Raw genomic sequence first — 22,797 nt, 5'->3', positions numbered from 1 at the left:
ACAATATTACCTTAATTCAGTTTACAATAATTTTCAATAAATATTTTGCCATATTGTGTGTTTTGTTATATTTGTAGGACAAAAGGGATTTATATGAGTAATATGGAATCGAAATTTATAGTTACTACCCTCACCGACCAGGTAGAGGCAAAAATCATCGAATATATAAAGGAGAACAAACTAGTTCCGGGAGATTCCCTTCCGAATGAAAAGGAATTTGTCGAAATGTTTAGTGTGGGGCGTAATGTAGTACGGGAAGCCATGAGTCGCTTAAGAATGTTAGGAATTTTGGAATCTCGTACAAAAAGAGGAATAATTGTTAAGGAGCCTCCATTACTGAATGGATTTAGAAAAGTCTTGGATCCTCAGCTCCTTAGTGTTCCTACTATAAAAGAATTAATGGGTATGAGAATAGCCATGGAGGTTGGGATAGCCGAATTTCTATTTACTAATGTTACTGAAAAAGATATTGAAGATTTGGAACAGATTATTTCAAGGCAACAGGCCATTGGAATAAACAACTTGTCAATTGAAGATGAAATGCAATTTCATAAGCGAATCTATGAAGTCGCAGGAAACAAATTTATCCTAAATTTTTATGAGCTGATGCAACCTGTTTTTGTTTTTGCCAAACATAATTATGAAAGTTATTTTGAACCTATAAATAAGAAGCTGCAAGAAAGTGATGAGCTTGTAACGCATAGTGATTTATTACAGGCAATAAAGGATAATGACAAAAATTTATATCAAGAAAAAATTAGAAAACACTTAAGACCGTATTGGGAGTTCTTATACAATTTTAATAATAAAAAATGACAATAAAGAAAACAAAAGGATTGATTGCCGCTCCATTTACTGGAATGGATTTAAATGGCAAAATTAATGTAAAAAATGTGTCTTCTTATGCTGACCATTTGAAAAATATTGGGCTCAAGGGTGTTTTTGTTGCCGGTACCACGGGAGAAGGAATGTTGATGACTGACACGGAAAGGTTGGAGGTTATCGAAGCCTGGGTTTCCCAAAAATCGGAAGATTTTAGGGTTATAGCCCATGCTGGGAGCACAAGTATATCCAGTGCCAAATTATTGGCCTCGGAATCCGCGCGATTGGGAGCTGAGGCAATTGCTATAATGGGGCCTCCGTTTTTGGCCCCAAAGGGAGTGAATGAGTTGGTTGAGTTTAGTAAGGATGTGGCACTGTCAGCTCCGGAATTGCCGTTTTATTATTATCATATCCCGGCGCTTTCAGGGGTTGACTTTCCCATGTCTGAATATCTAAATGAAGCAAAAAGTAAAATACCAAATCTTGCCGGAATCAAATTCACCGATAACAACTTTATGGAAATGTCCAAGTGCATATCTATGGATAATGGAAAATGGGATATTCTCCATGGTTATGATGAATTGTTGCTGGCAGGATTATCATTTGGAGCGGTCGGGGCGGTAGGAAGTACTTACAATTTTATGGCGCCTTTGTATTATGGAATCATTGAGGATTTTACAAATGGCAATATCGAAAAGGCCAGGGAAAAACAAAGGAAATCCATTGAAGTGATCAATATTCTTATCAAGTATAAAGGTGCCTTGGTATCAGGAAAAGCAATTATGGGACTCATAGGAATAGATTGTGGGCCATGTCGTAAACCATTGCAATCTCTTTCTTCTAATGAGATGAAGGCATTCGAAAATGAATTAAAGGATTGTGGTTTTTTTGAGATGGTCAATTCATATTAAAACATTAATCAAAAAACATGAACCCCATAGGCGTAAACACAACCCGATTAGACTAAAAAGCCCCGCGTGGCAGCGCAGGGCAAGTAATTAACCCAAAAATATGTATGAATTAATTTAAACACTTCAAAATTATGAAAAAAATAACTGAATTCTCTTTGAAAGGGAATATTGTTTCTATGCTTAGAAAAACGATATTTTCCTGCTTTCCCCTAATTTTCCTTTTCCTATCGGCACAAAATGCAATAGCACAGAACTTGATTAATGTAAAGGGAACTGTGTCTGATAGCCAAGGTGTACCTCTGCCTGGAGTAAGTATTGTGGAAAAAGGAACAACAAATGGCGTTACAACGGATTTTGATGGTCTTTATAGTGTTAATGTGCCTTCCAATGCTATTTTGGTTTATACTTATATAGGGATGTCTCCCCAGGAAATACCACTGAATGGACGGCAAGCCATTGATGTTCGTTTACAGGAATCGGCCGAAAGTCTTGATGAAGTAGTAGTTGTTGGTTTTGGTACTCAATCCAGGTCATTGATGTCAAGCTCGGTATCCAAAATCAAGCAAACTGAAATTCAAAACAGCCCAGCAGTTAATCCTGTTCAACTGTTGCAAGGAAAAGTTGCAGGACTAAGTGTGAATGTCGATTCAGGCCAACCAGGGTCAGGGGCAGCTGTTTATATTAGAGGAGGAACTCAAACAGATCCGCGCTCCAGTGCCAATGAACCTCTTTATATAATTGATGGGGTTTTTAGAGAAGATCTTAATGGTGTTAGCCCTAGTGACATCAAATCAATTGAAGTTCTAAAAGATGCGGCCTCTACAGCTATATATGGTGCCCGAGCCGCTAATGGTGTTATCTTGGTTACAACCGTAACTGGGAAGGATTCCGGAAAAGGGCGTATTAACATACGTTATTCAACAGGAGTTGATCAACAAGCTAAAGACTATAATTGGACCAGTGTAGAGGATTATCTTAGAGTATCTAGACTTGCTGCGGAGAAAGGTGTGAGCCTAAACAGTCCGGGAGCTAGGCTGACAAATGCAAACTTTGGGTATTCTGTTCAGGAACTAACGGAAAAAGGAGAATTTGGTTTTGAGCGCATTGCATTAACCTATTTGGATGAGCTGACCTCTTTAGAAGGGCAGGCCTATGTAGATGGTTTGTTAAACAATGGTTATAGAACCATGACAGATCCAGTCACTGGCAGAGAGTTAATATTTATTGATAATAAGCTCAATGAAATAAGGGTCCAATCTGCAATTACACACGATATAAATGTTGGTATGTCCGGTTCTTCTGAAATGGGCAACTATAATATTAGTGCAGGCTATTTAGACCAGGAAGGTGTGGTTATTGGAACAGGTGCAACTCGATTCAATACCTTAATGAATGGTACTTTTAATGTTAATGATAAACTAAGGGTAAACGGCCAATTCACCTATCAATTCAATGATATTGATCAGCCTAGGAGTACTAATAATACTATTAACAGATCTTCTAGGTTACCCCACACTTATAGAATTTGGAATGATGATGGCACCCCAGCATTAGGAGAAACCACTAGTTCACCAAGAAATATTTTTCATGAATTATACTATCAGGATGATGAACGAAAACAGTTTAGGACAAGTAGTAAAATTGGCCTTGATTGGAATATTGTAAAAGGACTTTCCTTTTCTCCCAGCGCTTCTGTATATAGACTGGAAAGCAATGGCAATTTTTTTGAGCGGGCTTCTCCCGAGATTAGCAATAGGGCAATGTCAAGGTTTAATGATACTCAAAACCAGGTAATGTTGGATGGTTTGTTGAAGTATACAAATACATTTAAAGAAAAGCATAATTTAGATATTTTGTTAGGAAGCCAATATGTTAAAAATCATTATGAAAATTTTAGTGGTAGTGGTAGTAATGCCCCTACTGATTTAATTTCGACCTTGAACGCCTCCGAGACTGAGAGAGAAAGGGTTAGCTCTGATATTTCTACCAATAAGTTGATGAGCTTTTTTGGAAAGTTGGATTATAATTTTTCAAGGAAATATCTTTTAGGTTTTAGTATTAGACGTGATGGATCTTCGAGATTCTCGGAAAATAATAGATTTGGTATTTTCCCGGCAGTATCTGCAGGTTGGAATATACATCAAGAGGAATTCTGGAAATCCGATCTAATCAGTAAAGTCAAATTTAGAGGAAGTTGGGGTAAAGCAGGAAATGACAATTTGGCCCTTTCGGATACTCAAGGTGGGTTTTCGTCTACCTCCTATGCTTTGGGAAGTGCTGTAAGAATTTCAAAACTGCCAAATTATAATTTAAAGTGGGAAACGACCACCCAAACCAATATAGGATTGGACTTAGGTATAGCTAATGACCGCTTCAATATTCTGTTTGATTATTATAATAAAGTAACCTCAGACAGACTTTTGAATATGCCGCTTCCAGCACAAACAGGATTTAGTAGTATCAGAAGTAATTTTGGATCCTTAACCAACCAAGGGGTGGAAATGGAGCTCAGTGGGACCCTTATTGCAAAAGAGAATTTTTCATGGAATTTGGCAGCAAATTTAGCATATAATAAGAGCGAAGTTACTGAGTTGCCAGATAATGAGTTCGACAAAAACCGAAGTGGTGGTCTAATAATTTGGGATGAAAATGGTAACGAAACGCGGGTTGGTGGCCTTGCAGAGGGAGAAAGGCCCAACGGAGTATGGGCCTATGAGATGATTGGAGTTTACGCAACGGATGAAGAAGCGGCAAATGCACCTGATGACCAAGGAATGTCCGGGTATTACAGATCACAATATGGTGGAGCAAAGAAGGGTGGCGATGCTATTTGGAAAGATGTAAATGGAGACAACATTATAGATTCTAGGGATCAGGTATTTATGGGCTATATCGATCCAAATTTTCGTGGAGGCATGGTGAATACAATTTCTTTTAAAGGGCTTTCACTGCGATTGGTACAGGATTGGGCGACGGGTCATGTAATATGGAATAATTTTAGAGCAAGATCAAACGCAAATTCGAGGAATAATGTGGTAACTAATACAGATGTTTTAAGTGATGCCATGTGGAAAGAACAAGGCGATATTGCTACTTTACCTAGATATGATAACGCATCCGGTGCTGATAATGGACCGAGAAATCATCATAGACAATCCAATATATACACGAAAAAAGGAGATTATTTATCCTTTAGGGAGGTATCCCTTAGCTATTTATTCCCTCAAGATATTAGTGGAAAATTGGGAATGAGTAATACAAGTCTTGGATTGGAATTTTACAATTTAGGCTACATAACCCAGTATGATGGGTTAACACCGGAACAATTTGATGGCACCGATGAAGGTATATACCCTAGGCCATTTCAGATAAGACTTAGGTTAACCGCTTCTTTTTAAGTAAAACAAAAATTAAATTTTGATTATGAAACAATTATATAAAATTTTTATGTTTCCTATTTTCCTTGGCCTTGTATTTGGTCTTACAGGATGTGAGGATGTTTTGGACACAGAAGTACCTTCCGATATTGTATTTGGGAATTTTCCTGCCAACGGACAAGAGGCCCAAGCTTTATTACAAGGAATTTACAGGGATTTAAAGGACGATTACAATAGCACTTATTATCATGAAGATAGAGGGGAAGGCTTTGATGTTGGTGTGATTGGTACCGTTTCCAATGCTTGGAGTCAAAATATTACTTCTACAAACGGAACCTCTTGGACCGGTTACTATGGGGCCTTGAATAATATCAATTTCTTATTATCGGTAGCAGATGACCTTTCTTTTTCAAATGAAGACGATAGGGATAAATTAAAAGCTGAAGCCTTATTTTTAAGGGCGACATATTATTTTTATATGGCCAGAATTTGGGGTGATGTCCCTCTGCTTACTGAGCCTGTTTTGTCCCCCGATGCCGAGGTGATCGGAAGAACACCTGTTGCACAGGTATTTGTCCAGATAAATGCAGATATTTCCGATGCCATATCACTCTTTCCCAACGATGGATTTAAAGATAAAAACTTTGCATCCAAACCAGCGGCATATGCCCTACTGGCGGATGTGAAAATGTGGACGGGAAAAGTTTTGGGAGGTGGTGTCCCTGATTATGATGCAGCTTTGGCGGCTATACAAAAAATTCAAGACCAAGGGGTAACGTTGTTGGATTCTTTCGAGGATGTTTTTGATACTAAAAAGAACGATGAAATAATTTTCTCAATTTTCAATCATCGTGATGAGGTCAATAATCATTATGCCAGTACCTTATCGGTAAGGGATGTTAATTATGATCCTGTAGCCAGTCCCGATATTCCTGGTAGCAGTGCTAATGTTAGGCACAATTATTCACCCAGTGAGAGAACAAGGAATCTGTTTAGTAGTATTACGGATGTAAGAGCGGATAGAACCTTTCTGCCATTTTATTTGGAAGTTGATGGACCAATAATTTCTTATTCTCAAACTAGGTATTATGGAGAGATTATTGACGGGGTTCGTTTGTTTACAAATGATTTTATCATATACAGATGGGCCGATATGTTATTGTTGCGTGCCGAAGCCTATGCCGCAAAAAACGATTTGGAAAATGCGGTTATCGCATTGGATTTAGTTCGGAATAGGGCTAATACCGATGATTATTCTGGTTTAATGGACCAAACCTCCATAAATCTTGAAATATTAGCAGAAAGAGGTAGGGAACTTTTTTTGGAACCAAAAAGATGGTGGGACCTCAGAAGATTCCATGCAGACGGCACCATTGACGTATATAATTTTGTGCCCAATTTACAAGGTCAGACAACTCCACTTTATTGGTCAGTTAGTCAATCAGTTATGGCTGAGAATGCTTTAATAGAACAAACTGAAGGTTATGAATAATTATATTTTCCTTCCAATATTCTCTAAAATGTTTAAGACTATGAATTGTTGTATAAATTCAGAAAGAATAAAAAAAATTCTAATGTTTGTCTCTTTAGCTTTTTTGGTAACCACAAGTGGATTTTCACAAGTGTTTGGCAAACTGGGATTTGATTTACCCATAATCGATTTGGATGGAGAAGAGGACATCCAAATTGTCATAGATAAGGAAAAAGACCAATATCTTGGACATCCAACAACAGTGCTATTAGAAGATGGTAAAACCATTATCTGCGTTTACCCCAAAGGTCATGGCAAAGGTGGGATAGTGATGAAAAAATCTATTGACGGTGGCAAAACATGGTCTGATCGTTTAAAGACACCTGAAAGCTGGGCAACTAGCAAGGAAGTTCCTACAATTTATCCAACAACTGACGCTAAAGGAATAGATAGGTTAATTATGTTCAGTGGAGCGCAACATCGTTTTCAGGAAGTCATAAGAATGGCCGTATCAGAGGATCAAGGAGAAACTTGGAGCGAATTGAAAGGGATTGGAGATTACACAGGAATCGTGGCTATGGCGGATTGTATACCTTTAAAAAATGCTGGACATTATTTGGCTACCTTCCATACCCAGGGTCCAGAAAAAACCATGATTTTATACCAAGTAGAAAGTTTGGACGGGGGACTCTCTTGGGGTGAACCGAAGGAATTGTATAGGGCTAGCAGCCACCATTTATGCGAGGCAGGCCTAATATACAGTCCAGACAAGAGTGAAATAGCAATGTTATTAAGGGAGAATGCCAGAAATTATAACAGTCAGATTATGTTTAGTTCCGATGAAGGTAAGACCTGGAGCAAACCCAAACCTATGCCTGGATCTCTTAACGGTGACAGGCACCAAGGAATATATATGCCTGATGGAAGATTGTTGATACAGTTTAGAGATAATACCCCTCGTAATAGACCTGGTAATGTGATGAGTCCCACAGAAGGTGATTGGGTTGGATGGGTTGGCAGCTGGGATGATTTGAAAAATGGTTATGAAGGCCAATTTCGAATTCGGTTTAAGGATAACACGAAAGATTGGGATTCCACTTACCCAACAGCAGAACTATTACCTGACGGTACTCTGTTATGTACCACTTATGGGCATTGGGATGAGGGTGAACAACCCTATATACTATCCTTTAGGTTCAAAACTGACCTATTGAACAATAAACTAACGGAGCAAAGGAAGAAGGCACTTGAAAAAATCCAAAATATTATGGAATAGACCAGATTTCGCTTTTAGGAGCTGGAGACGTAATCAAAATATTAGAATAGCGCGCCAAGTTTTGTAGGAAATATGAACATCTTACAGGTAATTCGAGTGATTTTGGTAATTATAGATTTGAGGTTTCAGAACTGAATTAAACAATTTGAGTTGAGTTAGGTTAGTTTGTTATATTGAAGCAGAGGGCAACCTTTGCTTCAATACTCATTAACTGGACTTATTGTTTCAAAGTTTTCTATTGGACACCTTTATTTAATCGAGGATGAACTAGTCGCCATGAATAGGCATTTCTTCATGAATTTATTAGTTGTGCAAATATTACCAATGAGAAATATCTACAATATAAAAAAAAAGGTAAGGTTTCTGAATTTAATCATAGGGTCACTTGTGCTAATTTTTTCATCCTGTCGATCCAAAAATTCTGAAAATAAAAAAAAAAAAGATTTAAGGCCCAATATATTAATAGTGATGTTGGATGATCTTGGGTTTTCGGATATCAGTTGTTATGGAAGTGAAATACCAACGCCTAATATTGACCGTCTTGCCAAAAATGGGCTATTATATACACATTTCAGAAATGCGGCAAGATGTTGCCCTTCAAGGGCAAGTTTAATGACCGGGCTGTATCCACATCGGGCCGGTTTAGGACATATGATGAACGATTTGGGGCATGAAGGGTATAAGGGGGATTTGAGTTTAAGTACGGTAACCATTGCCGAAGCACTGAAAATGGTCGGATATAATACCTATATGGCAGGAAAATGGCACCTGACTCGATTTACGGATCCAAATGCTTCCAACCATAATTGGCCGCTTCAGAGGGGATTCGATGAATTTTTTGGAACATTGCCGGGATATGGTAGTCAATATAAACCTGCAGGACTTATGGAGGGCAATAAGTTTATAGATCCCCAGGAGGACTTCTTTTACACAGAGGCCCTTACGGACAAATCCATTTCTTATATAGAGAAAGCAAGTGAATCTGAAAATCCTTTTTTTTTGTATTTGTCCTATACAGCCCCTCATTATCCACTGCATGCCAAAGAAGGGTTTATCGCAAAACATAGGGGGAGATTTTCGAAAGGTTGGGACAGTTTGCGCATTCAACGGTTCAATAGATTAAAAGGCCTCGGTATAATTCCTTTAACCACAGAATTATCGGATCGGGATGGCATGGGAATCCCTTGGGAAGAAGAACCCAATAAGGCCTGGCAAGAATCTAGAATGGAAGCATACTCGGGTATGATTGAGCATGTAGATCAAGGTATTGGTAGAATTCTTTCAGCACTTATAAAAAATGAACAATTGGATAATACTCTTATTTTTTTTCTATCGGACAATGGAGGTTCAGCTGAGGGTCATTTGAACAATACGGTGGAACGTTGGGGAACTCCATGGAGAAGTAAGTTGATACCCGAAAAAACAAAGGATGGGCAAAAGGTTACCTCCGGTGATTTTGTTGGTTTGGAATTGGGCCCTGAAAATACATTTGGAAGTTATGGTCCCCAATGGTCCAATTTATCCAATGCACCTTTTAGAATGCATAAGAACTGGGTCCATGAAGGGGGTATATCCACTCCCTTTATAGTTCATTGGCCAAACGGAATAATTGATCGGGGAAAATTACGTCATCAGTCCGGACATATCATGGATATTATGGCTACTTGCCTGGAGGTTTCTGGAGGAACATATCCTACTGAGTATAATGGACATGCTATAAAACCGTTGCAAGGAGTAAGTCTAGTACCATCCTTTGAGGATAATCCCCTGAACAGAAATGAGCCTTTATTCTGGGAACATGAAGGAAATAGGGCAGTTATCAAAGGAAAATGGAAATTGGTTTCAGCTTATCCTGGTAGTTGGTCCAACATGATGGAATTTAAAAATAAAGGAAATTGGGAGTTGTACAATTTGGATACAGATCGAACAGAAACCAATAACCTATCCAAGTTTTATCCTGAACTTGTAGAGGAGCTAACTAATGCCTGGCAGCATTGGGCCGATAAGAAAGGTGTTGTAGATTATAAGGAACTGGACTTGGAGATTTATTAAAAACAATTCAAACTAAACAATGATATTGATGAAACTAAAAATTAAGACAATGGTAAAGAAAATAATGCTACTATTTCTTCTTATTATCTCCTGGGCTTGTAAAGATGAAGTACAAATAAGTGAAAGGATTGTCGCAAAAACGTTCAACTATCCAATCTTAGTGGGTAAAGAAGATAACCCATTCATAAGATTGCAATTGGATAGTGAGACCAATGATGAAATTGTAAATGCCATTCAGGTATCGATTGATGGAATAAAAAAAGACTTCATTAAGAATATTCGGGTTTACTATACCGAGAACGATTCCCTTTTCAGTAATAAAATTTTGTTCGGGATGGTAAATAATCCGAAAACCGTATCCTTGATTAACGGAAAACAAAACTTAAAATCAGGAACCAACTATTTCTGGGTCTCCTACGAGTTGACCGATAATGTTGATCTTACTGATAAAGTTTATACCGATATAGATTATGTCACTATAGGGGACAAAAAATTCGTAGTATCAAATCATACAGGAACTAAGGCCTTACGTCTTGGAGTAGCCGTGAGACAGCACCAAGAAGATAATGTACACACATATCGCATTCCCGGTCTTACCACAACCAAAGATGGTTCTTTGTTAGCTGTTTATGATGTACGCAGGGAGTCAGGGAGGGATTTACAAGGGCACATGGATATTGGAGTTAGTAGATCCATAGATAACGGAAATACCTGGGAGCCAATGCGCATAGCCTTGGATATGGGGGAATGGGGTGGACTGCCTCAAAAATTTAATGGCGTAAGTGATGCCAATATTTTGGTGGACAAGAATACAGGAACCATTTATTTGGCCGGACTATGGATGCATGGCGTTATCAACGCTGAAGGCATTTGGCAAGAAAACTTGACTGAAGAAAGTGATGCATGGAACCATCAGTGGAGAACCAAGGGTTCCCAATCAGGTTTTGGTGTTAAACAGACAAGTCAATTTCTTATCACTAAAAGTTCTGATGATGGAAGGACATGGAGTGATCCCATTAATCTAACGGAGATGTGTAAAGACCCCAAATGGTGGCTTTGGGCACCAGCACCCGGTCATGGAATAACCCTAAAAGATGGAACCTTGGTTATTCCAACCCAAGGAAGGGATGAGAACGGAATACCATTTTCCAACATAACATATAGTAAGGATGGGGGCAATACGTGGACAACCAGTAATCCGGCATCACAAAATACCACAGAATGCATGGCGGTCGAATTAAGCAATGGGCACATCATGCTAAACATACGTGACAACAAGAATAGGGAGGACAAATCAGAAACTAACGGTAGAAAAATAATGATTACAGAAGATTTGGGAGAAACGTGGACAGAACACCCTACCTCTAACGGTGCGCTTATAGAACCTACCTGTATGGCCAGTATCCATCGCCATGATTATACGGATAATGAAGGGGCTTCTAAGAGTATTATGGTGTTTTCAAATCCTAATTCCAAGTACAAAAGAATAAAACAGACCATAAAGGTCAGTTTAGATGATGGAAATACTTGGCCTAGGGAGTACTGGATGGAACTGGATGAAGGTCGTGGTGCAGGATATTCCTGTATTACTTCCGTAGATAATGACCATATTGGAATACTTTATGAAGGTAGTCAAGCCCATATGACCTTCCAAAAGATCAATATTAATGAGCTAATCAAAAAACATGACTAGAGCAGTCGTTTTGAAAAACATTAAAGATTTCAAGTTTTGGGGCTTAATATTGTCTATTACATTCTGTTTCATTTATTCGAAAGCCAATGCACAGGATAAATATTTTGAGTATACCAATCTTCCAGATCTTCCGCCGAACGTTCGGCAAAATGTTCAACCGGGTCTTGCAGGGCCATATACGGGCATAGACGATGATGTATTGATTGTGGCAGGTGGGGCCAATTTTCCGGATAAACTACCTTGGGAAGGTGGAATAAAAACCTATTATGACGGGATTTTTATACTCAAGAAAAATGCGAATGGTACAGTTCAGTGGGAAGTAGCCTCAACAAAGATACCTTTTGCTGCTGGGTATGGAGGGGCTATATCCACTAATAAAGGGTTGCTTTGTTTTGGCGGGAACACCTCAGACACCAATATATCTAATACTTGGTTTATTGACTATATCCCAGAAACGGGGGAAATAGAAATAAATCAAGGTCCTGATCTACCACAGCCACTTACCAATTTTGCCTTTTCCAAAGTCGATAATGCGATTTATGTGGCTGGTGGTATTTCGGATTTTGGTGGTGCATCTACCAATAGTTTTTATAAGTTGTCCTTGGTTGGTGATAATCCAAAGAATTGGGAATGGGAGTTACTGCCATCATGGGATGGCGACCCAAGAGCCTTCTCGGTCAGTGTTAGTCAAAGTAACGGTTTGGAGAACTGTTTTTACCTTTTTTCCGGTAGGAATATTACTCCTCAAGGAGATTGGAAGGTACTTTCTGATGCACATGTGTTCAATCCTACGACCAATAAATGGCAGGTCATTTCAAATGATAGAATTCAAGAATTTAAGGTTATGGCAGGCACTGCTTTTCCACTTGGTGCAAGTTCGATAATTTTTACTTCTGGATCTAATGGTAATCTGGCCATGCAAGAGATCGACATCAAGAAAAGAATAGAACAATTGGAAAGTCAATTGGTAAATGGCAAGGATGCGGGTAGAATGTTGGAATTAGCCAAAATGGAACTGACCGCTCATCTTAACGAGCACCCTGGATTCGGAAATAAAATATACAGTTTTAATACAATTTCTAAAGAGTTTTATGAAATAGGTGAGATACCGCAAACTGGGCAGGTAACTACTACTGCGGTTACCTGGAACGGCGATATTGTTGTCCCCACAGGTGAGGTTAGGCCTGGTGTAAGAACTCCAAGAGTACTGAAAATTATTATTAACAAGGATGCAAAGCATCTTGGAATAATAGATATGTTGGTCATTGGCCTTTATTTTTTTATTCTAGCCTGGATGGGCTATTTCTTTTCTAAACGCCAGAAAAGTACTGAGGATTATTTTAAAGGCGGAGGTCGTATTCCTTGGTGGGCAGCGGGACTAAGTATTTTTGGGACCGCCTTAAGTGCGATAACGTTTATGGCCGTACCGGCAAAGACCTTTGCTACAGATTGGTCTTATTTTATGCTCAATATGACCATTTTTTTAGTGGCACCTGTCATTGTGTTCTGGTTTATACCATTTTTTAGAAAGCTTAATGTTACAACAGCATATGAATTTCTGGAATCTAGATTTAATCTAACTATAAGGCTTCTAGGCAGTCTGTCATTTATATTGTTTCAAATTGGACGTATGGGAGTAGTAATGTTCCTGCCTTCCATTGCATTGAATGTAGTGACTGGTATAGATATTTTTGTCTGTATTGCATTGATGGGAGTAGTGAGTATGATCTACACTATTTACGGTGGAATAGAAGCCGTAATTTGGACAGATGTTGTTCAGGTTATCGTGTTGCTTGGAGGAGCTATATTGTCTTTGGTTTTAATGACTTCTTCCATTGAAGGAGGGGTTACCGGCATACTTGAAATGGCAAGGGCAAATGATAAATTCAATATAATAGATCTGGATTTGTCTTTAAAACGGCCAACAGTTTGGGTTATGTTATTAGGCGGGATATTTGCAAATATCACCACTTATGGCTCAGATCAGACCATGGTACAGCGTTATTTGACCACCAAGACCCAAAAAGAAGCCCAAAAAAGTGTTTGGACCAATGCCATATTGACCATACCGGCCACCCTGATATTCTTTTTTGTGGGCACCACTTTATTCGCATTCTTTAAAAATTATCCAACAGAACTCAATCCAACTTTTGAAAATAATGATGCCATATTTCCTTGGTATATTGTTTCAGAGTTGCCTACTGGCGTTTCCGGATTATTGATTGCGGCAATATTTGCAGCGGCCATGAGTAGTTTGAGCAGTAGTATGAATTCAGCTGCAACGTCTTATGCTACGGATATTCATTTTCGGTTTGGATGGAACAAAAAGACTAATGAATTGAAACTGGCTAGAAAAGCAACTTTGATTATCGGAATAATTGGGACCCTTTTCGCAATCATGATGGCCACCATGGACGTAAAATCACTTTGGGATGAATTTCAAAAGGTCTTAGGCCTGGTAATAGGGAGTTTGGGTGGTGTTTTTCTACTTGGAATTTTTACAAAAACAGCAAATTCGATGGGTGTTTTGATCGGTATAGTTGTCAGTATCATGGTTCAGGTTTATGTTGGGATTACTGAACCGGTTCATATATTGGTGTATTCTGCCACAGGTGTTGTTTCTTGTTTTTTGGTAGGATACCTGGCTAGTTTATTTTTTGCCAAAGATTAATGTATCTGCTTTTTTAAAATGGTTCCCCAAATAATAAATCTATAAAACTATGAAAGGAAGTGAAATTATATCAAGATTAAGATCTGGGAAAAGGGTATATGGGACCCTAACAGTGTCCACCTCGCCAATGTGGCCGGATGTAGTAAAATCATTAGGGGTGGATTTTGTATTCATTGATACGGAACATACACCTATCGACAGGGATAAGCTAAGTTGGATGTGTAAGGCTTATCGTAATATGAATATAGCCCCTATAGTACGCATTCCAAGTCCGGATCCATATTGGGCAACAATGGCTTTGGACGGTGGCGCCTGCGGCCTAATTGCTCCGTATGTTGAGTCTGTAGACCAGGTAAAAGAATTGGTTGGAGCGGTGAAGCACAAGCCTGTCAAAGGAAAATATTTAAAGGAGCATTTGGTGTCATCCAATTCTTTCGGGAACACTTTATCCAATTATGTAGATGACATCAATAAAGAAAATGTTTTGATTATAAACATAGAAAGTCGAGAAGGAATTAGGTCATTACCTGAAATTTTGAAGGTGAAAGAGCTTGATGGGGTGCTGATAGGGCCACATGATTTATCCTGTAGTTTGGGAATACCTGAGAATTATCAATCACAAGAATTCATTCAGGCAGTGGACACTATAATTACGAAAGTGAGGGATTCCGGTAAGGGAGCTGGAATTCATATGATATACGAGGATATCGAAAGTGAAATCAATTGGTTGAAAAAAGGCGCTAACATATTGTTACATGGGGCAGATTTGATTTCATTTAAGGTTCATATGTCCGACGCCATAGATAAATTAAAAAAAGCCGCAGGTGACCAAGTAATGGACAATACTTCTGAAAATATAAACATATAGCAGATTGGCTGTAGGAAGGGCGGAGGTTGTCCCTAAGGGTTAGTTACATTTGAATTTGAATATATATTATCATAAGTCATGGTATTAAAATCTAATTTGATTTACAAAAAATTATTAGTGATGTTGTTTGCTTGGGGGGTTCTTGGAGCCTGTAAAAGTGAACAACACAATAAGAGGGGAACAACATTGCAAGTGAAGCTTGATACTATCATTACAGGTCTAAACTCGGATTTTGTTTGGAGTCAAGCTTTTGCAACGGCCTTCGGAAAAAATCAAAACCAGTATTTGGTAACGATGAGTAAGCAATATACCGAAGGCTCTGACAACTATGGCAACCTGTTCTTTAGTTCAACTTTAGATGGTGAATCCTGGTCTATGCCTACGGCTGTGCAAACCTTGGCCAATCATCATAAATCTAAACGGTTCGATTCTATTTTCAGCGATGTTTATCCCATGTGGCATGGTAGAAGTAAAAAAGTGCTTTGTACAGGTAAGATTTTCTATTATAATAGGGAACAAATGCCGGATCCGGAAGTAGGAAGGGGTGCTGGTTACGTAACCTATGACCCAAATAGTCTTAAATGGTCCAAATTGGAAACATTGGAGTTTCCAATGAACACTTCCAATGGGGATACCATTTATCGGCCATCAGCCGGATGCTCCCAAAGGTTTGATCTGGAAAATGGGGAGATACTGCTGCCAATAATGTTCGAAAAGGGCTGGGATGATGGTAATGAACGCAACGCTTCATTTGTGGCAAGGTGCAATTTTGATGGACAGAAAATATCGGTTATTGAGGTAGGGAATTCGATTGTCATGAATTCCGGTCGAGGAATATATGAACCATCCATTACAAAATATAAAGACACTTATTACCTAACTCTGAGAACCGATCATTCGGCCTATGTAGCCGTTAGCAAAGATGGGATAAATTATGACGACCCGGTTGAATGGAAATTTACGGACGGTAGGGTTTTAGGAAGTTACAATACGCAACAACATTGGGTTTCCAATTCACATGGTCTATTTTTGGTATATACCAGAAGGGGAGCGGGCAACGATCATGTCTTTAGACATAGGGCACCCTTGTTCATGGCACAAGTAGATCCTGAATTACTCAGGGTGATGCCGGAAACCGAAACTATAATTATTCCCGAAAGAGGTGCTAGATTGGGAAATTTTAGCACCTATGGCATAGATGGTTCAAAAGCTATTATTGCCACAGCGGAACGCATAGAAACCAACGTAACAAAAGATAGTACCGAATTCCCTAAAGTGAAAAAGCTAGGATATAATAATACTTTGTTCCTAAGTACAGTAAGCTTTGAGTAGGCTAAGGGTTATTGAGATGTTAAATGGATACAAGTAAGACTAGTTTAGAATCACGGAATATATACTTGTTACGGACAATTATTATCGGTAATATTCCTGTATCGCTAAGTCTGAAGTAAGTACTATGCATTCGCCATTAATCACTTTGGATTTCAAATATTTTAGGATGGCCCTTAGATCATTGGCAGTAACCCTTGGTTTACCCAAATCGTCCAAGTAAGTAGAAGGCAAGGCATGCCCATATAACACCAAAAGTTCCTTATTCGTTATGGCTTGGTCTATGCGCGATACTATTTTTTCAATACTGTGGTCGGAGGTGGATATATTGCTTTCTATTCCATAGCGTGCAAGCTGTTTTTTGTCTACCGATATATCATACAAATCATTGTGATTATTGGTAAAGGCATAATCATACTCCGTATCCAATAGGGACAAAAATTCTGGGCGCATATATGAATTGGGAGTAACAAATCCACGAACGGGAATTCCATAGTTTTCAATCCTTTCCTTGGAATCCTTTAATTCCATTAATACGGTTTCCCTATCAATATCCGATGAATTGTTCATCTTGGGATGTGTGTGTGAATGCGATAAAATACTTATTCCCTCCTCAGCATAAGACTTGTACAGAGGAGCTGTTTTAGGGTTGAGTTTCTTTGTGGTGATGGCAAATGAAGGCTGAAAACCAAATTCATCAAAAACGGATTTAACAAGCGAGTCGGTCGTATTTAGATCATCAAAAATGAAGCTAAATACAGCTTGCTTAGCTCCTGCAACCTTCTTAAGCGTGGGTTGTTGGGCATTAGATCCAATAAAAATAAGGAGGAGAAGAAAGGGATAAATTCTCATGGCTAATGGGTTTTGCTAAGCCAAAGCCGCGACCTTGGTTTCATTTTCAATGTTCCTGATGCCGAATCCAATTTTTGACCCGTAAAAGCATCCAAAAGTCCATCACCTTCCAATCCGTTTAATTGAAGTTCTACTTCCTCCTTGTTGTAATTGTGCAATATGAGGTCTCCATTTTCCAAGGGTTGCATAGTGATTCTGGTGGGTGCATTGAGTTCTATCTGTAATTGTTCGTTAAAAACAGCGCGAATTTCATTGGCCCAGGAAGTTGGCAGATCCAGCAGACCCAGTGGGCGAGGGCAGAGCAACACCTCCCCAACAGCTTTAAAATCAGCCTCGGAAAAGGTATGGGAATTTAAAACATATACCTGTCCATCTTTGCTTTTGGTCAGGAATGGAATACTGCCGTTGCCCGATTTGACTTCCAGCAACGCAATGGCTTTTTTGACCTCCAATGTGGCCTCCAAATCCAACGGCATTTCCAAAGTAGTTTCACTGCCATCCAGGATTATTTTCTCCGCACTTATTACCCCAACCTCCGGCTTTAGGATACCGGCCAATTTGGACAGTTTCCCCTTGTCCTCTACGTTTGCCAAAAATCCGGCCGTCATAATAATTCTTTTTCCCTGCTTCTGCGATGCCATTACCTTGCCCACAATATTGGGATCGGCGGCAGCTTGTGTGGGCAAAAAAATGGTTGTTGCATTTTCGGGATAGTATGCCGTTGGCATCAAGGGAATCCCAAACATGCCTATAAAGTCCATAATGTAAAGATCGCCACCTGCGTCACTATGTGGTGGTTTATATCCGGCTACTCCATGAATTGGAGAGGTCTTTAAGGCTTTTGCTAGCCTTGCCAATTTTTCAAAATCCATTCGCAACAGATGGTGTCCCGCATGGCCGTTTACAAAACTCCCATAGTTAAACATAACCAATTCGTTGGCCCCGGCAAGGACGGACTGATACGCCTGCTCTACAAAATCCAAAGCATCGCAATCGCCATGATCAAACCAAGCTCCCCCGATTTTATTGCCGGCCATAGACTTTATCCAACTATAGTTCACAAAGCCTTCATAAGGCTGTACAAATCCAAACCGCTGGGTGTATTGTCCCCGTGTTTCCGTTCCTACCCAAACTTCGTCGAATAGTTTTGGACCGGTTTCCACATCATAACCGAACATATGAAAACGATCGTACCACTGTGGATATTTAATAATCATATGGATATCTGGATTAACGGACTTGGCCGGATCAATGAAGAGAGCACTTGCCAATTCCGTCATCAATTGTCTGCGGTATTCGGACCAACTACGGTCTCCTTTGGCGGCCTTGGATTCCAAGCTGATATCTCCCGTACATAAAAAATCATCCACAATAAAGGTGTCAAAAATAGGGGCCGCGTCCAATATCACTTTCTTCATATCCTGTTGGGTCTTTGGATTCTGCCAATTGAACCAACCTAGTTCGCTCTCTTGCTTTACCCCAATATCACCTCCCGGGACAGTGGCAATTCCGCCAACCACTTCAAATCCGTTTTGGGTAAAATATGTTGTGGTCTCGGTCAACAGGCTTGGCGCGACAACCAAACCGCCACGGTACACCTCCAAATACACTTTGGTGATTCCGTTGGCCATCATGAGCGAAGTGGCTTCCCTTCTTCCTTCAGGGGTAGAAAGCAAACGTTCCACAGAATGCGCGGTGATGTATACGCTTAGTGTTAGATCGTCCTGATGTTGTTTGGCAAATTGGAAATTGTCATCCATTCCGCTCGATTGGGAAAATCCGGAAACGGATAGGGCTAGCATTAATCCGGAAATAAGTAGATTTTTTAAAAAGTGCTTGGTTGTGGTCATGGGTAAAATTAGGTCTGAATTAAAAAATTCAATTTATGTAATAAATGGCTGCTATAATTGGTAAATATTGCCGAAACCTGACTTATGGTTACCCCAATAGGGGAGAGTAAGGAGTTAATTAATAATAAACCAACAAAGAAGGTTCATGAATACCTTTTTCCAAAATAAGGTGGGTTGGAGCGATTTTTAATTGTTAATGAATTGTTTAGGGTAATGTTGTCCGGTCGAGCCTGCCCGTTCCGTTCAGGCGGGTGCAGTCGAGACCTCATTTTAGTGTTATTAGCGTCCAATACCTCTCGACTGCGCGAACCGACAAAACAGTCACTTCGATATAAGCCTTTTTTTCGGGCGATTGAGAAGGCGCACATACGAGTAAAAAGCCTAATAATCTGTTATTTGAGTTTTGCCCAGTACTAGGGGCAGTCTTACCCAGCAAAATGTTTAGAATTGATTGAAGCTTGCCACCCCTCCAACATCCCTAAACCAACAGTAGCGAATAATTAAAAATAAGTACTAACTTTAAATGTCCTGCTAATTATCCTAATAACATGAAAAAATCTAAAAATACGGATGCCGAAATCCGGGGTTCCAGAAGAACCTTTATATCCAAGACCGCGCTGGCAGCCGTGGGCTTGCCACTCTTGCCCAGTACCATGACCGCCGCTTTTGAAAATATGGTTCCAACCTCAAAACCTATCCCTATGAATCAAGAACTCCCGAAAAGCCAGATAGGCCAATACGGCCCCTGGTTGGCTTCGCAAATGCAAGATCCGCCCAAGTTGTCCTTCCGGAACGACCTCTGGTCCAAAATTGAAGATTGGAAACCAAGTGCCCATGCCAAGGCCCAGGAACAGATAGCAGAGCCTTTGATAAAAGAGACTATTACAGTTACCCTAAAAAGGAAATACAGTTTCGACGGACTTCACATAGAGGAACTAACATGGAAATTGCCCTACGGAAGACCTGTAGAGGCCATTTTTTTAAAGCCCGAGAACAGTACCGAAAAGTTGCCCGCCATTTTGGCCCTGCACGACCATGGCGGTAATAAATACTTTGGCAAGAGAAAGATCAGCAAGACCTCGGATACTCAGCATCTGCTTATGGAACCGCACCAAAACAGTTATTATGAGGGTAGGGCATGGGCCAATGAGATTGCCAAAAGGGGCTATGCCGTTTTGGTACATGACGCCTTTTCCTTTGCTAGCCGGCGGGTTTTCTATGAAGATATGGCCGGTATAGAATGGGGACCGTTGAAAGCGGAAGGCCGCACGGATGAAAATGCCGAGGATGTCAGAAACATAGAAGCCTATAACGAATGGGCCGGCCACCATGAACACCTTATGGCTAAATCCCTTTTGTCCGCCGGCACCTCCTACACCGGTATGGTGTTGGCCGAAGACCGTATCGCCTTGGATATTCTAAGCGCCAGAAAGGACGTGGATCCAGAGCGTATTGGTTGCGGGGGACTCTCGGGTGGTGGACTCCGGACTGTTTTTTTGGGGGGCATGGATGCTCGGATAAAATGTGCCGTTTGCGTAGGGTTTATGACCACTTGGAAAGATTTTTTACTGAACAAGGCCTACACCCACACCTGGATGACATACGCGCCGGGCCTGGCGAATTATTTGGATTTCCCTGAGATTTTAGGGCTTCGTGTACCACTGCCTACCATGGTGCAGAGCAATAACCATGACCAATTGTATACCCTGCCCGAAATGAAGAAAGCCGATGACATTCTCGCTACTGTATTTTCAAAAGCGGGCCATCCGGAGAGGTATAGCGGTAAATTCTATGATGGCGGACATAAGTTTGATATACAGATGCAGACCGAGGCGTTTAATTGGTTCGATGCCTGGTTGGGGAAATAAGGGGTTTATTAAAAATAACATGCCTCAAATTAAACAATGGAAAAATATGACTATAAAAAAAGCAGTTCTGAGAAAGAACTGCTTTTGAATAAGTTTAAAAACATTTGCGGTCTATCCTTTTACCGTAACTTTTTCTACGACCAAAGATTTTACGCCATTTTTATCGATCACTTTTCCGGTTACTTCAACCTTTTCAGCAGCGTGTGCAATTACTTCTTTATAGGCATCAGCTGCACTGTGGTCTTCTACCAAAAGATAAACATTTCCGTCTTCACCGAGAATTCCGGCAGGTAATCCTTTATCCAAACAGGCTTGGGCACATTTTTTGTGGCCCTGTCCAATAGCATCTTGCGTAACATAACAAGACATGTCCAAAACTTCTCCTTTTATAGTTTTACTGCTTTGAGCAAAAGCATTGGTTGAAAAAATAAAAAGGAAAGCCGTCAATAATAATCCGAAATAAGGAGTTTTTGTATGTTTCATAGTATATGATTTTGTTAAACGGTCTACCTCTAAAAGTACGATTAAAATGGCAGAAATTGGAATAATTGTACAGAAATTATGGGGCTATGGCCGGAAATGTTTCCCAGAAAGTTTAAAAAAAATTATTAGCTTAGTTCAACGGTAAAGGCACTTGTGACTATTTTTCTTAAAAACCGCATCTTTTTTGAACATGATATTATGAATACTTGGTTAAAGATTGTCCTTGCGTTATTTATAGTCTTCCTGATTCTCCAACTTCCTGTGTTTAATCCTGAAAAAAATTATGTCGATGCCGATACCCATGTGGACATAACGGATAAGTATGAAGTGCCTATGGATATCCAAATGGATCTGTATGTGGCTTGTTATAATTGCCATTCCAATTATACTGAAGATTATCCGTGGTATTATAATATACAACCCATAAGTTGGTGGATGAACAGCCATATTAGGAATGCCAAACAGGCTTTGAATTTTTCCGAATTCGCCACTAATCCACCTGATATTGCGGTCAAGAAATTTGAATCACTTCATACGGTCATGAAAGAGCAGAGTATGCCGCTTAAATCTTACCTTTTGTTGCATGAGGAAGCCAAACTGACCAACGAACAATACCAGCGTATAGCCGACTGGGCAAAGGAGACACAGCAAAAAGTGGTGAAAGAAATAGATACCACCGAAACCTTTTAAAAAGGCCCTGTTTTTATGATGTGCCCCCTTTGTAAGTTAAAAGGGGGAATTAAACAGCTACTATAATTTTGTTCCCTGGATTATTATGGAGGATTTGATCGACTTCTCCTTTAAGTGCAGGAACTTTCTTCGCTCCTCGTCTTGTTTAAAATTATCAAAATCTTCTTGGGAATTAAATTCCACCAAATGAATTTCATAAGGTTTCTCCATATTATTTTCAATTATGGATTCCTCTGTGGGTCTTATTCTTAGTGTAAGTCTACCATTATATTTTAAAATGGTGGGAATAGCAATATCCTCAAACTGATGAAATATTTCTTCCTGTCCGGATATAACGTAAATAAGTTGTGTTATGTAGATCATAGTATGAGTGAATTTATTCAGTGTTGACTTTTGAATAGGGGAGAACGAGCAATGAATAGGGCACGCTGTTAAATGCTAGTTTTCTGTTATTTGGGTTAACTCAATATTTAGTTTTTGGCCTCCATAGGTTATGTTCATTTAAGTGTGTCATTGTTATTCCAGACCCAGTCTTTCTGGATAGGTCAAGGCCAGAATAGAAATAACTTTGGTCCAACTTCTTG

The 22,797-nt window shown here is 39.6% G+C and carries 16 protein-coding genes; 12 read left to right on the top strand and 4 right to left on the bottom strand.

All coding sequences use genetic code 11. The annotated features are described in order from the left end of the window. Positions 1-93 precede the first annotated feature (93 nt). The 10 genes from MWU82_RS15235 to MWU82_RS15190 all read left to right on the top strand — a co-directional run bounded on the left by MWU82_RS15235 (position 94) and on the right by MWU82_RS15190 (position 16,473). The gene (locus MWU82_RS15235) at positions 94-816 is read left to right on the top strand and encodes a FadR/GntR family transcriptional regulator (RefSeq protein WP_215949093.1); all 723 of its coding nucleotides are present in this window, start codon (positions 94-96) and stop codon (positions 814-816) included. Next, entirely contained in the window at positions 813-1,733 is a 921-nt protein-coding gene (locus MWU82_RS15230) for a dihydrodipicolinate synthase family protein (protein ID WP_247097023.1), read from the top strand. The genes MWU82_RS15235 and MWU82_RS15230 overlap by 4 nt, the downstream gene beginning before the upstream one ends. Before the next feature lie 131 nt (positions 1,734-1,864). Further along, positions 1,865-5,131, top strand: a complete 3,267-nt coding sequence (locus MWU82_RS15225) for a SusC/RagA family TonB-linked outer membrane protein (protein WP_247097022.1) — start codon at positions 1,865-1,867, stop codon at positions 5,129-5,131. A gap of 25 nt (positions 5,132-5,156) precedes the next feature. Further along, positions 5,157-6,602, top strand: coding sequence for a RagB/SusD family nutrient uptake outer membrane protein (locus MWU82_RS15220; RefSeq protein WP_215949096.1), 1,446 nt, complete (start codon positions 5,157-5,159; stop codon positions 6,600-6,602). An 82-nt stretch (positions 6,603-6,684) separates the two neighbouring features. After that, positions 6,685-7,857, top strand: coding sequence for a sialidase family protein (locus tag MWU82_RS15215; RefSeq protein ID WP_247097021.1), 1,173 nt, complete (start codon positions 6,685-6,687; stop codon positions 7,855-7,857). A 276-nt stretch (positions 7,858-8,133) separates the two neighbouring features. Then, positions 8,134-9,909 carry an arylsulfatase gene (locus MWU82_RS15210; RefSeq protein ID WP_348646996.1) on the top strand — a complete coding sequence of 592 codons (1,776 nt, stop codon included), beginning with the start codon at positions 8,134-8,136 and terminating at the stop codon, positions 9,907-9,909. A 28-nt stretch (positions 9,910-9,937) separates the two neighbouring features. After that, positions 9,938-11,602, top strand: a complete 1,665-nt coding sequence (locus MWU82_RS15205; protein ID WP_247097019.1) for a sialidase family protein — start codon at positions 9,938-9,940, stop codon at positions 11,600-11,602. Next, positions 11,595-14,273 carry a sodium/solute symporter gene (locus tag MWU82_RS15200; RefSeq protein WP_247097018.1) on the top strand — a complete coding sequence of 893 codons (2,679 nt, stop codon included), beginning with the start codon at positions 11,595-11,597 and terminating at the stop codon, positions 14,271-14,273. Before MWU82_RS15205 ends, MWU82_RS15200 begins: the two co-directional genes overlap by 8 nt. A 49-nt stretch (positions 14,274-14,322) precedes the next feature. Next, entirely contained in the window at positions 14,323-15,141 is an 819-nt protein-coding gene (locus MWU82_RS15195; RefSeq protein ID WP_247097017.1) for an aldolase/citrate lyase family protein, read from the top strand. Between the two features lie 120 nt (positions 15,142-15,261). After that, a complete protein-coding gene (locus MWU82_RS15190; protein ID WP_247097016.1) occupies positions 15,262-16,473 on the top strand; it encodes a hypothetical protein in 1,212 nt (403 codons plus the stop codon). An 81-nt stretch (positions 16,474-16,554) separates the two neighbouring features. Here the strand turns inward: MWU82_RS15190 and MWU82_RS15185 are convergent, their stop codons facing one another. Both MWU82_RS15185 and MWU82_RS15180 read right to left on the bottom strand, forming a co-directional pair. Further along, positions 16,555-17,322 (bottom strand): polysaccharide deacetylase family protein, encoded by a 768-nt coding sequence (locus MWU82_RS15185; RefSeq protein WP_247097015.1) that lies wholly within the window; start codon positions 17,320-17,322, stop codon positions 16,555-16,557. A 2-nt stretch (positions 17,323-17,324) separates the two neighbouring features. After that, complete coding sequence (locus MWU82_RS15180; protein WP_247097014.1) at positions 17,325-19,172, bottom strand: hypothetical protein; 1,848 nt, start codon at positions 19,170-19,172, stop codon at positions 17,325-17,327. A gap of 548 nt (positions 19,173-19,720) precedes the next feature. On the opposite strand from MWU82_RS15180, the gene MWU82_RS15175 reads away from it, so the two are divergent. Continuing rightward, positions 19,721-21,040, top strand: coding sequence for a prolyl oligopeptidase family serine peptidase (locus MWU82_RS15175; RefSeq protein ID WP_247097013.1), 1,320 nt, complete (start codon positions 19,721-19,723; stop codon positions 21,038-21,040). Positions 21,041-21,151: 111 nt separating this feature from the next. Here the strand turns inward: MWU82_RS15175 and MWU82_RS15170 are convergent, their stop codons facing one another. After that, positions 21,152-21,523, bottom strand: coding sequence for a DUF3316 domain-containing protein (locus MWU82_RS15170; RefSeq protein WP_247097012.1), 372 nt, complete (start codon positions 21,521-21,523; stop codon positions 21,152-21,154). Positions 21,524-21,721: 198 nt separating this feature from the next. Between MWU82_RS15170 and MWU82_RS15165 the strand changes: the two genes are divergently transcribed. Continuing rightward, on the top strand, positions 21,722-22,213 hold the full coding sequence (locus MWU82_RS15165; RefSeq protein ID WP_215950001.1) for a heme-binding domain-containing protein: 492 nt from the start codon (positions 21,722-21,724) through the stop codon (positions 22,211-22,213). Between the two features lie 60 nt (positions 22,214-22,273). Here the strand turns inward: MWU82_RS15165 and MWU82_RS15160 are convergent, their stop codons facing one another. Next, a complete protein-coding gene (locus MWU82_RS15160) occupies positions 22,274-22,576 on the bottom strand; it encodes a hypothetical protein (RefSeq protein ID WP_247097011.1) in 303 nt (100 codons plus the stop codon). Positions 22,577-22,797: the final 221 nt, after the last annotated feature.

The organism is Arenibacter sp. S6351L (assembly GCF_023016025.1).
Taxonomy (GTDB): domain Bacteria; phylum Bacteroidota; class Bacteroidia; order Flavobacteriales; family Flavobacteriaceae; genus Arenibacter; species Arenibacter algicola_B.
The sequence above is the reverse complement of the archived record's forward strand: the minus strand, read 5'-3'. Positions and strand labels throughout refer to the sequence as shown.